The sequence below is a fragment of the Atribacter laminatus genome (assembly GCF_015775515.1).
Lineage (GTDB): Bacteria > Atribacterota > Atribacteria > Atribacterales > Atribacteraceae > Atribacter > Atribacter laminatus.
This window is the reverse complement of sequence record NZ_CP065383.1, coordinates 1,825,260-1,839,252: the sequence shown is the minus strand read 5'-3', so window position 1 is coordinate 1,839,252 and position 13,993 is coordinate 1,825,260. Positions and strand designations below refer to the sequence as shown.

The window sequence follows — 13,993 nt, the reverse complement described above, 5'->3', positions numbered from 1 at the left end:
TTGTAACAAATTTATTGAAAAGATGATATAGTTACTCAGTCAAAGCACACATCAAAAAGTGCTAATACTATAAAAGGGGTTATTAAAATGACGACAAAAAGATTTATCCTTGCCAGCCTAGTATTTTCTTTATCTCTCATGCTCCTCTCAAGCATAGCTCTCGCCCAAACTACCACCTATGTAAATGCTATGGATACAGCTAAAATGGCAGATGAACTCAGTACCTTTGTAGCCGCCGTTGAGGCTGCTGGTCTTGGCGATAAGCTGAATAATGGCCAATACACAATTTTTGCTCCAACTAACGAAGCTTTTGCTAATCTTCCCGAAGGGAAGCTTGATCGACTATTGTTACCTGAGAACAAGCAGAAATTAATCGAAATTTTAACCTATCATGTCATTCCAATCCGTCTTTCTGTTGACGATTTCCGTGAAGGAAAATCTTATAAAACATTGAATGGACATCTGCTGAATGTTCTTTTTACCAATCCACCAATTTTAGTGAATAAAAAGATCAGCGTTATTACCTCTTTAGCTGCTTCCAATGCGATTATCTATTTTGTCGATATGGTCATTCTCCCCCCAGAGGGAAAACCAGCCAATTAATTGAATTTTAAATAATTTTTCCTAAAAGCCCCTTACTAATTAATTGGTAGAGGGCTTTTTTTATTTAATTTTTGATTATTACCATATGGTCAATAACTTTATCAATTTCTAATCGGTATTGGTCAAAAAATTGAGATTGGTGGCTGAACGTAGTTATGTAAATATTATCTTCACGCAAACACCATACGGTGAGATATTTGAAAGTATCTTTTCCAACCGACATAATATATATCAGCTTATATGCTGGAGTGTTGGAAAAAGTTATTAATTCATCCTCTACAAATTCAGCTCCGGCTTTTTCCAAACTATCTCGGTTTTGTGAGATAAATTCATTTAAACTCATTTTTTCGTTAAAGAGTGGTGAATAACGATAGGTAAACATCCCAACGCCATCAGGGAGGACTAAAACCACTCCTCTTTCCTGTGATGTATAATTCGTCCAATTTTCAGGATAGGCAAATGATATTTCAAAAAAATCATCACGAAAAGTGGTCCAACCTTCTAACTTATTTTGATTTTCAATGGCATATAAATTGTTTGGAAAATTTGCTTGATTCAAGAAAAAAAGAAGAAAAAAGAATACAACCTTTTTCGCCATCGAAATAATCCGCCTCCTTAAAATAAAAAAATTTTAAAGAAAAAACCATTCATTTTCGATTGACTAGAGACTAGATCGAATGGTTATAATATCAGCATCTTCAACAATTTCTTCTTTTCCGGCCAACTTCCACAATCCCGCTTGTTTAACCTTTTCTTCAGTCTCCAAGCGAATCAGATCAGAAAATTTCATAACTTCTGCTTTAATAAATCCTCGAGCTAAATCGGTGTGAATTTTTGCCGCCGCCATTTTCATAGTCGTTCCACGTTCAATGGTCCAGGAGCGCACTTCATCTTTCCCCACAGTAAAAAATGAAATAAAACCTATATGATCAAAAACGACTTTTGCTAAACGTTCGATCCCAGTTTTCTGAATATTGAGTTCAGTCATAAATTCTTTTCTTGCTTCTTCATCAAGCTCAATTAATTCCGATTCAATTTTTCCCGATATAATCAGAAAAGCAAAGTTTTGTTTGATACATTCATCCAAAATTAATTGTTTACCCGGAAATACATCTTTCGATAAGTGTTCATCATCGACATTCACGACAGTAATTATCGGTTTTAAGGTAAAACAGGCCAGCGATCCTAATACTTTTTTATCTTCATTGGTCAATTGAAGACGGGATGCAAAATTTCCATCTTCCAATTCTTTTTGAATCATACCCAATAATACTTCTTCCCTTTCTTCTTCAGGCGTTGGCTTTTTCTTTCTTTTTTGCTCCTGCAAACGAAGAATTCGATTTTCGACAACTTCCATATCCCTTATTATAAGTTCGGTTCGAAGGGCTTCTAATTGTTGTCGGGGTGTTTCGGCACCCAAAGGGAAAGGAACCTGGTCGTTCCGAAAAGCTCTGATTACCAATAGGAGCGCATCAACATTTTGAATCATCTGGAATATTTTGTTTTTTTCCTTTTTATCAGCAGCCATATCAAAGCTTGGAATATCAACAAAATCCAAAGAAGCATAAACAATCCGTTGTGGATTATACATTTTTGCCAAGATATCTAATCTCTCATCCTTAATCCGAGATATTTTTTCATCGGCTTCCGTTTTAAAAGAACTATCATAGGGAATTCCAGCTAATAGGGAAAATATGGTTGTTTTCCCAGTTAAAGGAAGACCAAACATTCCAATTTTCATTTCAATCCTCCAAAATCATAAATTTTTCCATTCTGAAAACCCATGGGCATGATAAATCAAGCCCCTACAAAAGAATTAAAAAATGAAGGGTCACAATAAATTACGCCCGATCTTCATATAATGTAGCGACATGCCATGGCATGTCGAATCTTTGTTTTCACACTCATCTCACCTTCCTCTTCAAGGGAGAAGGTTTTTTTTAATTCATTTCAATTAAAAATTTTACTCCTTCATCCCACCATGGAAGATTTATCAGAATGAAGAAATTTTTCTGCCTATTTCTTTCCAAAAAAAACGATAAGCCTTATCTAAAATTTGGTGTTGAAACAAAGCATGATCTGACTTACTGAATTATAGCATCGAGAGTTCAAAAAAAGTATGAATTGCGGGCTTCACTCTGAAGGGTAAGCAAAAAAAAGTTATGAAAACATTCTTCGATAAAAAAATGGCGCCCTCAAGCGGATTTGAACCGCTGTCGCCGCCTTGAAAGGGCGGTGTCCTTACCAGGCTAGACGATGAGGGCGCACATAATTATTTTACTTTATCGAACAAGCAGTGTTTATTCTATAGAAATTATCCTTCAATATCAAGACCCTACAGCAAAAATTCTAAAAAAATTTAGAAAAGCCCGGAGATTTACCGGGCTAAATATTTTATTCCTTGATTATGGCACTTGTAGGACAGGAATCAATCGCTTCATCAACACATTCCAAATTTTCATCACTTCCAGGTTTAATGATGCTTTTTCCATCATCATTCATTTCAAAAACATCGGGACATACTTGAACACATAATTCACAACCAATACAAGCTTCTTCATCAATTTTTAAAGCCATGAGCCATTCCTCCTGTTTATGGTGTTGAAAAATCACGCATCATTATAACATATCTGTTTTCAAACCAGAGTTATATTATATGAAAAAAATTTAAAAAATTGAGACTTGTTATCTTTATAAATAAGTTTTTTGAGCTAATTCTCTTCCCTTATTCGTTTTAAAAAATTTATTTATAAATTCCTCGAGTTTATTTTTCTTTATCTTTTCGTTTTGTAAATTAACCAACATATCAGCTTCTATCAGAATTTGAAAATCAATCCCATCCGCCTTGGAAAAATTGTGGTGATTCCCAACTATATATGACACTCGTTCTAAAAATTCTGGCTCCTCCTCGGCCTGTTTGGTTATTTCCCGAACAAGAGGTGGCCCTTCAATGTGCTGAAATTTTCCTGATCGAGAACCGTGTTTTTTCTCTGCTTCTAATATACCTATATCGTGAAGGAGAACTGCAATCTTTGTTCGTCTTTTTTCTTCTTCGCTCATACCTGGCTGGTTAGAGAGAATTTGTTCCGCATATTCCAAGACTTTTTGGGTATGATCAATCATATGAGCATCATCATAAAATATTTTCTTGACCTGCTGCCAATACCAATTTACATCTTGAGCCATTTTTTAATCCATCCCCTTATCAGTTTCTGGTATCATCTCATCCATTAATTTCCGTATTTCCATTTCATTAAACCCAAAATAATGACCAATTTCGTGCAAAATGACATCTTTTAAAACTCTTGGCCACTCTCCATCATCTCGGACCACTTTCAATAAGTTCTCATAGAATAACGATATCCGATCAGGAAGAACAAAAGTATACCCTGGGCCTCTTTTGGGGAGAGGAACCCCCTGATAAAGTCCCAATAACATTGCTCCACGAAATCGGCGTTTAATTTCAAAATTCGGTCGATCCTCAATAACAAACTCCAAATTCTTAATATTTTCTCGAATATGGTCAGGAAGTTGATCGAGAATATCCCGAACCATACCCATGATTTCATCTCTTTCCACGATATCTCCCCTCTCTATTCACGTCCCTTACCAGAATCCACTAATTCCATGAGCTCTTCGGGATAAGGATTAAAAAAACGCTGACCTTTTAAATAAGGTTCATCAAAACGAATAACCCAGGAACGAAGAAGCTGAAGATTAGTTGCAAAGGTACTCCGACCTGACCGATATTTTTCCAAAGAGTTGAGAAAAAAAGCCTTTTCATTCGAATGAAGCCGGGTAGAAAAGTATCCGAGAGCATGCATAAAAACATTAATTATTGAGGGAGCCTTGGGTGAACGAAAAAGTGCTTTTAAAAGGTGGGATTGATAGTCGTTGTACACTTCGTTTATAGGTTCTTTATTCACTTGAGCAACTATTCTCCCCATCACTCTCATTTCACTTTGATTATATGCCATAAGGACCATCTTAAGCTCAGTATGAAACCGAACCAGTTGTTGCCGTGACGGTTGACCACGCAGTTGGCGAAAATCTGCTAAAACAAATAGGGATGTATAAAAATGATCGCGAATTTTTAAATTGGATAACCGTCCCTCATCCTCAATTGGTAAGAAAGGAAAAGCGTTAAAAACTGCCTCGCCAAAGAAGCCTCGAGTTGTTCCTATGGATGGACCTTTATCAATACTTTGATAGATCTTGACATCTTTAACGCCACAAGAGGGAGATCGACCTTTGAGAATGAATCCGTCTACATCGGGTAAACTCTGCAAAAATTCCAAGGCAAAATGTTTCATTTTATCGGAATAATCATGGCCGGTTATCGGTTGCATCAGCCTTAAATCTCCATTTACGGATAATATACGTATTGGATCGCGTGGAATTCCTAAGCCAATTTCCACCTCGGGGCAAACCGGAACAAAATGAACATAGGGTTTCATTTTCTCTATAAAATCAACTGGTATCATTTGCCCATTGTATCGACAAGAATCAAAGCCCAAACATTTGCTCACTACCACGATTGGCTTGGTAAATTGTTTCATCTCAATCTTTCCTCTCTGACTCTTCCCAATTTTTATATTGAGAGATGTATTGATCAACATCAAACTTAGAGCGACTCCCCCGATAGCTCATGTATCGGATTTTTCCAAACACCGGCCTTTCGCCCCAGGCACGATCATGCACGCCTCCAATGCTCCAAGCAATTCCAGTGTATCCATTTGGATCTCTACCATCCAACTCAAATCGGTCATTTAAATAAATAGCATTCTGCAGAGCTATTTCTGGAGTTTCCGACCATTCTAAGATTTTCTTCGCCCAGTACATCCTCATATATCCATGCATCTTTCCTGTATAAACCATTTCTTTTTGAGCAGCATTCCAGAGTTGATCGTGAGTTTGACCCTTTTCAAATTCTTCTAATGAATATCGATACTCTCTCTGATCTTTACGATGTTGGTTGAGAGTTTTCTGCGCCCAGGATGGAAAACCATTAAATTTATCATAGTTGAGATTATACCAGCAATAATTATCTGAAAGTTCTCGTCTAATAATAACTTCTTCTAAGAAGGCAGCCTTTTTATTCTTTGCAACCGATGCTTTTTGAACTTCCAAAGCAATTCTTTGTGCAGAAATTTGACCAAAATGGAGAAAGGATGAAAGATGCGACTGAGCATCAGCGTTAGGATCATTGCGCTGAGTGTCGTACGATTCCAGTTTTTCTCCAATAAATTGCTGGAGCTGTTGCAAAGCGCTTTTTGATCCGGAAATAAATTGGGTTACTGGAGGAATGGATGAGTCTCCTGAACAGTTACCATACAAATCGTCCCAATTGATTGAATTTTTTTGCCACGATTGGTGTAAAGAATTCATTTGCATCAGTGGATATTCATCAAGAAATTCAGGTAATAATCGAGCTATTTTCGGTCGAATCGTATAGGCTCCGTATTCTTGTTTGGAAGAAGCAATCCACGCTGGTACTATATTATGAGTATCAACTTCGTGAATTTCAATAGGAGATTTCTCCATAAATTGAGCTTTCCATTTTCTTTTTTCTCGAAGCGGGTCAAAGTCGGTAATCAATAAAGAAGCTTGATTATTTTTGATAAAATCTGGCAGTTCCAAACTTGGATCCCCTCTGAGAAGAAAAAAAGGGATTTCATATTCCAAGAGCTTTTCACTCACCCGCCGTAAACCTTTCAACATAAAATCATATTGACGTCGAGTTGCACCGAGAAAATCATTAACCAAGCAGAAGACTACTCCAAATGGAACCTTTTTCCGGACTGATTGATTAAAACCATAGATAAGAGCCCAATTGTCTTCAGCTCTCTGATCACGGGACATCCAATAAATGATTGGACCTTTTTGATCTGGACCATTTTGAAGTACGCGAACTCGCTTTGGATTCATTATTTTTCTCCAGTATCATAATACACCCTCATACCACACAACGGCATCAGACGATAATGAAAACACCTATCTAAAACCGTCATTACGAGGAAAAACAGCCTACGGCGTGAGATATAAAAATTTGCATTTATAATGTGCGCTTGGAAAAACCATCCAAGCCTGTGACGTGGCAATCTCATCCGCCCTCCCCGTCATTGCGAGGAACGAAGTGACGTGGCAATCTCATCCGCCCTCCCCGTCATTGCGAGGAACGAAGTGACGTGGCAATCTCATCATTTAAAATTTTTATTAACAGAAAAATAAAAGATGAGATCCTCACAGCTTCTCAATACGAAGCCTCAGGATGACATCTTCGGTGTCAGATGAGATCCTCACGCAGGAAAGTACCGTTTAGAATGACTGATGAAAGGCACAATTAATTTGATAGAGGTTACAGGATTGATTTGATAAAACCTCCATCAAAATAATAAGACGAACCAATACAATAAGCAGCGAGAGGTGAGCAAATAAAAACGATAAACTTTGCTAACTCTTCAGGAGTAGCAAATCTGGAAATCGGTGCTAAGTCCTTCGCAATTCGATCAAGATATTCATCAGGGGTGATTCCTAAATCCTTTCCTAAAATGGTAGCCGTTTTTTTCCAATCTGGAGTGATAATGAGACCCGGACAAATTGCATTGACATGGATGTTATCATGAACCAACTCATTCGCCAGGCATTTTGTAAGCATTACCAAGGCTGCTTTTGTCGTATTATAAATTGGTTCATAATCCAATGGTTGTTTCGCACAAACTGATGCAATATTAACAATGGCTCCTCCTCCACGTTTTTTCATAAAGGGAACCAACAAACGGGCAGTACGTATTGCTGCCATGACATGTAAATCCCAATAAGAATACCATTTTTCGTCGGTTGCAGTCATAATTTTTTCCGCACTGCCGGTCCCAGCATTGTTTACTAAAATATCCACACCGCCAAAGTATTTCTCGATCTCGGTGGCAAATTTTTGAATATCTTTCATCTTGGATACATCGGCTTTTACTCCCAACACCTTAACCCTAAATTCATTTCGTATTTCATGGGCTACTTCTTGGAGTCGTTCCTCATCACGAGCACAAATTGCCAAGTGGGTTCCTTCTCTTGCCAGTTCTTTTGCAATTGCCAGACCAATACCAACACTTCCTCCGGTAATGCAAGCAATTTTGTTTTTAAGTTGCATATCCATGTTCTTCTCTCCTTTTTTATTTCTAATGATTCATTTACAGAAATTATGCTTTTTTTAGGATTTTAATTGAAAATAATTTATTTACATCTTTCCTGAAAACTCACGGGCTTGATAAATCAAGCCCCTACAAAAGAATATAAAATTGGAGGGGCATAATGTATTGTACCCATTCTTTAATTAATGTAGCGACATGCAATGGCATGTCGAATATTGGATTTTCATCCTTAATTGGTTCCACCAACCGGTAAGGCTATTTTCCTCAATTTTAACACTTAATATGGCAATACTTCTGACAGGCTTTAATATAAGCAATAATATTTTGTACGGGAATTTCTTGACCTAAAGTATTGGAGGGTGCAACAATTAAAGAAGGAATTAATCGAGCCAAGTCCATACGAGATTTTACTTCTTTTTCAACATCATCTATGGTCCCAAAAGGAAGAGTATTCTGAACGCTAATCGTTCCCCAAAAACTAATACGATCTCCGTATTGACGGATAATTCTTTCTGAATTCTGGCACTCTGGTTGAATTGGATGAAGAATATCAAACCCAACCTGAATTAGGTCAGGAATGATTTGTTCGATATTCCCACAGGAATGAAGGAAAAAGTACCGATCAGGATAATCTGAATGCAAGCCTCTAATAATTCTTTCCCATTCCGGCTTTATAAACTTTCTCCACAATGAGGGATTAATCTGTAGGCAACTTTGCATTCCATAATCATCATAAAAACAAAGGATCTCAACCCCAGCTTCTGCATGAGCACGGGCGAATTTGTCGGTGAATTCAGCAACTTTTCGCAAAAGCGTCTGGGCAAAATCTGGTCGAGTCATCAGATCAATCATAAAAGTCTCCATCCCCCGAAGCCAATGAGACCATTCATAAAGACTCCCACAATAAGCTGATGAAATATACCCCTTCGACATTATCTCTTGGACTCTTCTCTGAACAATGGAAAAGCTATTCTGATCTATTCCCGGTATCGGATATTCTTCGATTGATTTCAAATTATTCTTATTGGCTAAGGGGTGAACCATTTGTTCTGAACCGGGGTTATCCGGCCATTCTATCAATCCAACCCCCCATGGGGTCAATGATGTTCCTTGAGGGAGAGAAGGATCAAAATAGTCTTCTTTAACTCCATTAGAGAGCATTCTCAAACCTAAATTTGAAGATGAAGTATGGAAATGTGGTTCTTCTTCATCAGAGTGAGCTACTCTGACCTCTAATTGATAGTAGTCGTTGACATCGGATATCTTGGTATATTCACTAAACTTTTTATAGGAACCAGGAGTAAAAGCCGAACTGGCTCCGAAATGGAGACTCCAAGGAATACGATCTAAATTCCCCTGGTGCTTTAAAACTCTAATAATCCTTTCTCTTGGGCTAAGTTTCATAATTCCCCCCTTTCTAAAACCTTTTCATGCTAATGCAAATTTAATATTCATGCTATTTTTACCAATAAGGTATATCAAAACGCCATTAAAAGTAACCTGTGAGATGCCAAATCTGACCATTTTTAATTGAAGAATCAAGAAGCATTTTGAAGATCCTACTAATTTAATCGAATAATAAACGCATTTAACACACTGGCAAAGCTTACCCATATTAAATAAGGTATCATGAGATATCCAGCAAGTCGATCGACTAGAAAAAACTTAATGGAGGTTAAGAGAACAAAAATCCAGAGAAGAATTATTATAAAAATTCCACCCAAGGGGTACTTTAAGCCAAAGAAAACATAAATCCAGAGAAAACTCAAAGAAAGTTGAACAAAAAAAATAATTTGAGCAGATGTAACACTTGAATCAATTTTACTTTTTCTCCAAATAAGGTAAAGGGCAATTCCCATAATCGCAAAGAGAACGATCAAGATTAGACCAACTAACTCTATAGGAATAGTAATAAAGGAGGGTTTTCTTAAAGTTTCATACCAGGTTGAAATAGATTCAGCTGCATACCTACCTGCAACATAAACCACTCCTAGACAGATGGCAATACTGATTAGGAGTTTCCAAACTTGGAATTCAGTTGTTTTTCTTTGATTTTCAAAATTCTTTATACTTTGGATTTGTTCAATCCGATACAGCCTCATCTTATTGCCACCTCACCTTCCCAATTAACCTGGCAGAACGATAAACCTAAGAAATGGTATACTTTATCAGCAATCTCAAACAATCAAGATCTAAATATATGGAAAATGCATTTTATTAAATAATATCATTTTTCTCTTCCGCTACCAAAAAGAGTACTCCTATATTAGTATTTTACATGAATAGAATACAAAAATAATTTCTTTTTGTCATCAGCTCTTTGTTTGAAAGATAGACTCTCTCGCTCTAACGTACTGAGAGCTCGGGATGATGTATCAATATAATTCCTTTTCCCTTGATGGAAGAAAGTCAGGATGAGGGTAAAATGATTATTCATCACTATTGCTAAAGATAGGAGAGTGACTCATGAACCAAAAAAAACAAAAAATTTCTCTGGTTGGAGTTGGAAGGGTCGGATCAACGCTGGCATTAACCATTCTCATGAAGGGCTTAGCACAAGAATTGGTTTTAGTCGGTGAAAACAACCATCGAGCCCAAGGAGAAGCTTATGACCTTATTCATGCCAGCTCCTTTGCCCATCCTATTGAAATCTATGCCGGACCGATTGAAGCAACCAGTCATTCGGATATCATTGTCGTTTCAGCATCAGTTCCTATGACTAACATGAAAAACCGTTTAGATTTGGGGGTTGGTAACGCTGCTCTTTTCCGAAATCTCATTCCTCAACTTTCCCAACTCAGCCCTGAAGCAATTTTCATTATTATAACTAATCCGGTAGATATTATGACCTATTACACCATACGTTTATCGAATTTTCCTCCTTCCCGAGTCATGGGAACCGGCACTTTGATCGATAGTGGCCGTTTCCGTTCTTTACTTGGACTTTATAGTGGCATCCACTCCGAGGACATTCATGCTTACATTTTAGGTGAGCACGGTGATAGTGAATTCCCGGTTCTGAGCCTTGCTGATTTTGGTGGAATGGGAATGGAGCATTCTTTACCCGTCTGTCGAAAAACCTGCCCGCTGAAAAATCTTACCGAAGTTTTTGAAGAAGCCAAAGACGGAGGAATGTTGGTTTACCGACACAAAGGATATACCAACCACGCTATCGCTCTGGCAACCAGCACGTTGATCGAAGCCATATTTAACGATTCGGGTCGAATCCTCCCGGTGAGCACTTTGATAGAAGGCTATTTAGGAGTAACTGATGTGTGTTTATCGATGCCGGTCGTTTTAGGCCGAGAAGGAATTTTAAAAATCATCGAATTAAATATGAACGAGAAAGAACAAGCTGCCTTTCGATCATCAGCAGCAGTTCTTAAAAAAGCTACTCAAGAAATGGGAATCGAGAAAAATATGTCCGAACAAAGAAAACCAACAGAATGATAGGAACATTTTATGTCTCCTGATGTTGTCGGCGAATGAAATAAAAATGAATACGGGCTGAACCAGCTCGTCTTTCTTCTCGTAATCTATCAGTAAGCTGCCGAATAAAGTAACCCGATAATAAAGAAGGTTGATTTTCTGAAGGCTTCTCCAAGGGAAATTCCAGAAGCTCTCCTTCGTATCGAATGCCGACGTCCAAGGAATTTTTATCTATTATTAACATAACTTCAATATTGGCTTTTGCTAAATGTAACTCAGTAACTTTTTGATAAAATTCTTGGAGCGCTAAGTTTGCACGATCCAATACCTCAATATCTACTCCAACCGGCAATATTTCTTTTTCCATAAAGGTTCGAATGCGTTGCCAGTCTTTTCCGTTAATATCGAGTTCGATATTCTTTTTGGTGAGAAATTTTATTTCTCGTTCCTCTTCTAAACCTAACAACTTTACGGCTTGTTGACGAAGCTTAAACTTTTGAATTTTTCCACTGGCTGTGGTTGGAAAATTTTCAACAAAAAAGAAATAGGAAGGGATCTTATACCTTGATATGCGATCCCAACAAAAATCCTTAGCTTCTATTTCAGTCAATTCTTCGCCAGGTTTTAATTGGACAAAAGCCACCACTTCTTCGCCATAATAGCGGCTGGGGACTCCAACAACTTGGACATCTTTAACTTTTGGGTGGAGGTAGAGATACTCCTCAATTTCTCGGGGATAAATATTTTCACCACCTCGAATAATCATATCCTTTAAACGACCGGTTATTCGATAATATCCATTTTCATCGACTGTAGCGATATCGCCGGAATGAAGCCATCCATCAGGTTCGATAACTTTTTGAGTCTCCTCAGGCATATTGTAATAACCCTTCATGACGTGATACCCTCGAGTACAGAGTTCCCCAGGTTGATTAAGCCCTACCTTTTCACCGGTAATAGGATCAATGAGCTTCACTTCGACTCCGGGAAGCAGTCGACCTACTGTACTCACCCTTAATTCCAAGGGGTCGGTTGTACGAGTCATAGTAATTCCTGGTGAAGATTCAGTTAAACCATAAGTAATGCAGATTTCTCTCATATTCATTTCTTCAACGACTGCTTTCATAACCTCGGTTGGACAGGGTGACCCGGCCATGATTCCAGTTCTCAATGAAGTAAGATCGAATTTGGTTTTTTTCATTTCTTCCAATTCAGCAATAAACATAGTAGGAACGCCATGAACTGCTGTACATTGAACATCTTGAATGGCTTCCAAAACCCTTCGAGCTCGAAAACTTTCCACTGGAACCATAGTTGCTCCCGAGGAGACACACAACATAGTTCCCATGACACATCCAAAGCAATGAAAAAAGGGTACAGTAATGCAAAGCTTGTCTTCTGGAGTAAAATTGAGACAATCTGCTTGACTTTTGGCATTACCAATGACGTTGGTATGGGTCAGCATAACTCCCTTGGGGAATCCAGTCGTCCCTGAAGTATATTGCATATTCACTACATCATCTGGGGTAATTTCTGCCTGTCTCTTCTGAAATTCCTCATCCGATATTTGTCGCGATAACTCATATAAATCATCAAACCGGAACATTCCCGGCATTCGTTCTTCTCCAATGACAATAACATTTTTTAAAAATGGAAATTTTTCCGATTTTAACTGGCCTGGTTGACAAGTTTTCAATTCTGGACAAAGCTGATAAACCATATCAAAATAATCTCTCGGTTGGTGGACTCCATCAACCAAAACCAATGTCGATGAATCTGATTGTTTCAAGAGATATTCCAGCTCAAAGGATCGATATTGCGTATTGACTGTTACTAAAATTCCTCCCATCTTGGCACTCCCAAACTGAGTCAATACCCATTCAACTGCATTATTTGCCCAGATGGCAATATTGGATCCTTTCTTAAGGCCTAACGCCATGAACCCTTTGGCAACTTGATCGCATCTTTCTTTAAACTGCTGATAAGTTAATCGAATGCCGGTAGAGTGATAGACTAAAGCATCTCTTTCTCCTAAATTTTTTGCCATCAAATCGACCAACTGTCCAACGGTGATTTTTCCAACTGCATATTCTGGAGCCCTCATGAAACACCTCACACTATATAAATTGCTACCTTGCACAAAATTATATTATGCCACAAGTAAGGGAAAGGGGGAATGAGGGAGGATTTCTTTTTGTCATTCTGAGGAGTCCGGTGTTTTTTATACCGGACGACGTGAGAATCTCATCTTTTATTCATTTTTCTTTATCTGATCTCAGGATAACAAGTAAAAAGAAAAAAACACCCTCCCCGCCTTAAAGCGGCACCCCTCCAAGGAGAGGAATTGTTGAGTTTATTCCCCCATTGAGGGGGGATTTAAGGGGGGTGTGCCTTTTTCATTCTTATTTAATCACTTTTCACTTATTCCTGCATTTACAAGATAAACCTTTATATCAATTAATTAAACAATATGAGGAAGAAAACCCAAGATTCGACATGCCATGGCATGTCGCTACATTAAATAAAGAACGGGCGCAATGAATTGTCGCCCCTACATAAAAATATTCTTTTGTAGGGGCTTGATTTATCATGCCCGCAAATGGGTTTTCAAGATAAGATTCAATCTTCACCTTTAGAAAAGGGGGTAAGGGGGATTTGAGTTTTTGGAAACCAATCGAATCCCAAACCTTCTCCCATTATCCAAAGGGAGAAGAATAAAAAAGATTAAGCTCAAGAGATTGCCACGTCACTCCGTTCCTCGCAATGACGAATCAGAGTTCCTTCTCCCTTGATGGGAGAAGGTCAGGATGAGG

12 protein-coding genes, 1 tRNA gene and 1 pseudogene are annotated in these 13,993 nt (G+C 38.0%); 2 read left to right on the top strand and 12 right to left on the bottom strand.

What is annotated here, in order from left to right:
• The first annotated feature begins 87 nt into the window (after window positions 1-87).
• The gene (locus RT761_RS08410) at window positions 88-603 is read left to right on the top strand and encodes a fasciclin domain-containing protein (protein WP_218110977.1); all 516 of its coding nucleotides are present in this window, start codon (window positions 88-90) and stop codon (window positions 601-603) included.
• A 64-nt stretch (window positions 604-667) separates the two neighbouring features.
• On the opposite strand, the gene RT761_RS08405 is transcribed toward RT761_RS08410, so the two are convergent.
• From RT761_RS08405 to RT761_RS08355, 11 genes are all read right to left on the bottom strand, one after another.
• Window positions 668-1,201 (bottom strand): hypothetical protein, encoded by a 534-nt coding sequence (locus RT761_RS08405; RefSeq protein ID WP_218110976.1) that lies wholly within the window; start codon window positions 1,199-1,201, stop codon window positions 668-670.
• A gap of 63 nt (window positions 1,202-1,264) precedes the next feature.
• Entirely contained in the window at window positions 1,265-2,344 is a 1,080-nt protein-coding gene (locus RT761_RS08400) for a DUF933 domain-containing protein (RefSeq protein WP_218110975.1), read from the bottom strand.
• 446 nt (window positions 2,345-2,790) lie between these two features.
• A tRNA-Glu gene (locus RT761_RS08395) sits at window positions 2,791-2,867 on the bottom strand.
• A gap of 130 nt (window positions 2,868-2,997) precedes the next feature.
• Window positions 2,998-3,180 carry a ferredoxin gene (locus RT761_RS08390; protein ID WP_218110974.1) on the bottom strand — a complete coding sequence of 61 codons (183 nt, stop codon included), beginning with the start codon at window positions 3,178-3,180 and terminating at the stop codon, window positions 2,998-3,000.
• Between the two features lie 114 nt (window positions 3,181-3,294).
• On the bottom strand, window positions 3,295-3,789 hold the full coding sequence (locus tag RT761_RS08385; protein WP_218110973.1) for an HD domain-containing protein: 495 nt from the start codon (window positions 3,787-3,789) through the stop codon (window positions 3,295-3,297).
• A gap of 3 nt (window positions 3,790-3,792) precedes the next feature.
• Complete coding sequence (locus tag RT761_RS08380; RefSeq protein ID WP_218110972.1) at window positions 3,793-4,182, bottom strand: metallopeptidase family protein; 390 nt, start codon at window positions 4,180-4,182, stop codon at window positions 3,793-3,795.
• Between the two features lie 14 nt (window positions 4,183-4,196).
• A complete protein-coding gene (locus RT761_RS08375) occupies window positions 4,197-5,162 on the bottom strand; it encodes a YbgA family protein (protein WP_218110971.1) in 966 nt (321 codons plus the stop codon).
• A gap of 1 nt (window position 5,163) precedes the next feature.
• A complete protein-coding gene (locus tag RT761_RS08370; protein WP_218110970.1) occupies window positions 5,164-6,531 on the bottom strand; it encodes a deoxyribodipyrimidine photo-lyase in 1,368 nt (455 codons plus the stop codon).
• A gap of 430 nt (window positions 6,532-6,961) precedes the next feature.
• Window positions 6,962-7,756: an SDR family NAD(P)-dependent oxidoreductase gene (locus tag RT761_RS08365; protein ID WP_218110969.1), complete on the bottom strand. Its 795-nt coding sequence runs from the start codon at window positions 7,754-7,756 to the stop codon at window positions 6,962-6,964.
• Window positions 7,757-8,021: 265 nt separating this feature from the next.
• A complete protein-coding gene (locus RT761_RS08360) occupies window positions 8,022-9,155 on the bottom strand; it encodes a uroporphyrinogen decarboxylase family protein (RefSeq protein ID WP_218110968.1) in 1,134 nt (377 codons plus the stop codon).
• Between the two features lie 158 nt (window positions 9,156-9,313).
• Complete coding sequence (locus RT761_RS08355; RefSeq protein ID WP_218110967.1) at window positions 9,314-9,853, bottom strand: TspO/MBR family protein; 540 nt, start codon at window positions 9,851-9,853, stop codon at window positions 9,314-9,316.
• Window positions 9,854-10,217: 364 nt separating this feature from the next.
• Between RT761_RS08355 and RT761_RS08350 the strand changes: the two genes are divergently transcribed.
• The gene (locus RT761_RS08350; protein ID WP_218110966.1) at window positions 10,218-11,201 is read left to right on the top strand and encodes an L-lactate dehydrogenase; all 984 of its coding nucleotides are present in this window, start codon (window positions 10,218-10,220) and stop codon (window positions 11,199-11,201) included.
• A 433-nt stretch (window positions 11,202-11,634) separates the two neighbouring features.
• Here the strand turns inward: RT761_RS08350 and RT761_RS08345 are convergent.
• Window positions 11,635-13,284: pseudogene (locus tag RT761_RS08345) on the bottom strand (AMP-binding protein); the annotation flags it as partial.
• Window positions 13,285-13,993 lie beyond the last annotated feature (709 nt).

Coding starts and splice junctions, on each gene's coding strand:
- RT761_RS08410 (WP_218110977.1), top strand. CDS start 88: ATGACGACAAAAAGATTTATCCTTGCCAGCCTAGTATTTTCTTTATCT.
- RT761_RS08405 (WP_218110976.1), bottom strand. CDS start 1,201: ATGGCGAAAAAGGTTGTATTCTTTTTTCTTCTTTTTTTCTTGAATCAA.
- RT761_RS08400 (WP_218110975.1), bottom strand. CDS start 2,344: ATGAAAATTGGAATGTTTGGTCTTCCTTTAACTGGGAAAACAACCATA.
- RT761_RS08390 (WP_218110974.1), bottom strand. CDS start 3,180: ATGGCTTTAAAAATTGATGAAGAAGCTTGTATTGGTTGTGAATTATGT.
- RT761_RS08385 (WP_218110973.1), bottom strand. CDS start 3,789: ATGGCTCAAGATGTAAATTGGTATTGGCAGCAGGTCAAGAAAATATTT.
- RT761_RS08375 (WP_218110971.1), bottom strand. CDS start 5,162: ATGAAACAATTTACCAAGCCAATCGTGGTAGTGAGCAAATGTTTGGGC.
- RT761_RS08370 (WP_218110970.1), bottom strand. CDS start 6,531: ATGAATCCAAAGCGAGTTCGCGTACTTCAAAATGGTCCAGATCAAAAA.
- RT761_RS08365 (WP_218110969.1), bottom strand. CDS start 7,756: ATGGATATGCAACTTAAAAACAAAATTGCTTGCATTACCGGAGGAAGT.
- RT761_RS08360 (WP_218110968.1), bottom strand. CDS start 9,155: ATGAAACTTAGCCCAAGAGAAAGGATTATTAGAGTTTTAAAGCACCAG.
- RT761_RS08355 (WP_218110967.1), bottom strand. CDS start 9,853: ATGAGGCTGTATCGGATTGAACAAATCCAAAGTATAAAGAATTTTGAA.
- RT761_RS08350 (WP_218110966.1), top strand. CDS start 10,218: ATGAACCAAAAAAAACAAAAAATTTCTCTGGTTGGAGTTGGAAGGGTC.